This window comes from Bacillus sp. AP50 (assembly GCF_040492675.1).
GTDB classification, from domain to species: domain Bacteria; phylum Bacillota; class Bacilli; order Bacillales; family Bacillaceae_G; genus Bacillus_A; species Bacillus_A cereus.
Genome location: NZ_JBEUTW010000771.1, coordinates 1 through 1,288, shown reverse-complemented (window position 1 = coordinate 1,288; position 1,288 = coordinate 1). Strand labels below are relative to the sequence as shown.

Below are 1,288 nucleotides of genomic sequence, written 5' to 3'. Positions count from 1 at the left end.
AAAATAAACACATCTCGCATTTTTGAGGTGTGTTTTTTTGTTCATTCCAAGTTATTTTCATAGTGATGTGACATTTGTCCTTTTGCCATTATAGGATGATGGTTTTTAATTAAGTCAGAAATAAAGGATGAGGAGATGATTTTTTGAAAGGTATTATATTTGCTGTTTTTGCGGGGATATTTATAACACTTCAAGGAACCTTTAATGCGAAACTTAGTTCACATATCGGTATATGGTCGACGAGTATTATAACCCATTTAATTGGATTCATTATTGCAACAACTGTATTTTTGTTAAAGAAAGAAGAGAAAATAACGGATTTAAAGAGTGTGAAAAAAATATATTTAACAGCGGGTGCATTTGGTGGATTCATTATTTGTGCAGAAACTATGGCGATATATGCACTAGGAGTTACATTGACAGCTGGCACACTTATGGTTGCTCAATTGTTAACGGCAACAGTTATTGAAATGAAAGGACTGTTTCATATAAAAAAGATACAGATGGAGAGATATCATATTGTGGGAACAATAATAATGATTATAGGTATTGTTGTATTTAATATGTAAATGAAAGGAGAAATGAATATGGAGGATAGATCAGGTTTAATTACGCATTATTTGAAAACCAATAAAACGCTCGAGGTTTTTTCAGAAATAGATACAGCTTATTTTCAATTAAATCACTTTGAAAAAGACGAGCTCATTTGCAATATAGATGACGAAATGGATCGTTTATATTTTGTTGTTAAAGGTAAAGTAAAAGTTTACACGATTACATCTGAAGGGAAGAAACTAATTCTTCGCTTTATCAATCCATTGGCCATTGTTGGTGATATTGAATTAATTCAAAATAGCAAAGCGCATAATGTCGTTGAAGCTTGTTCAGATGTTGTAGCAATCTCTATTTCTAATACGGTTATTAGAAACAAGTTATTACATGATCCTATATTTATGAAGTTCTTGCTTGAAAACATTGCGAACACGTTAAAAATATCGACTCGTTTTACTGCTCTTAATTTACTTTATCCTGTAGAAGTACGTGTAGCTAGTTATTTGCTTTCAATTTCAACAGATAGTAACGGGAATATGTATAAAGGGGATTTGGATGCAACTTCAGTAACGAGTATTGCAGATTTTATAGGGGTAAGTTATAGGCACGTAATTCGGGTATTACAAAGATTTTATAATGAAAAACTAATTGAAAAGAGTAATGGAGTTATTGTAATTAAAGATTTTTCTAGAATGAAGGAAGTCGCTAAAGATAATATATATGAGCAATGAAAGGG

At 31.2% G+C, this 1,288-nt stretch carries 2 protein-coding genes; both read left to right on the top strand.

All coding sequences use genetic code 11. From position 1 onward, the window contains the following. Positions 1-143: 143 nt before the first annotated feature. Complete coding sequence (locus tag ABWK52_RS29360) at positions 144-569, top strand: DMT family transporter (protein ID WP_000676014.1); 426 nt, start codon at positions 144-146, stop codon at positions 567-569. An 18-nt stretch (positions 570-587) separates the two neighbouring features. Next, on the top strand, positions 588-1,283 hold the full coding sequence (locus ABWK52_RS29355; RefSeq protein ID WP_000390197.1) for a Crp/Fnr family transcriptional regulator: 696 nt from the start codon (positions 588-590) through the stop codon (positions 1,281-1,283). Positions 1,284-1,288 lie beyond the last annotated feature (5 nt).

Coding starts and splice junctions, on each gene's coding strand:
- ABWK52_RS29355 (WP_000390197.1), top strand. CDS start 588: ATGGAGGATAGATCAGGTTTAATTACGCATTATTTGAAAACCAATAAA.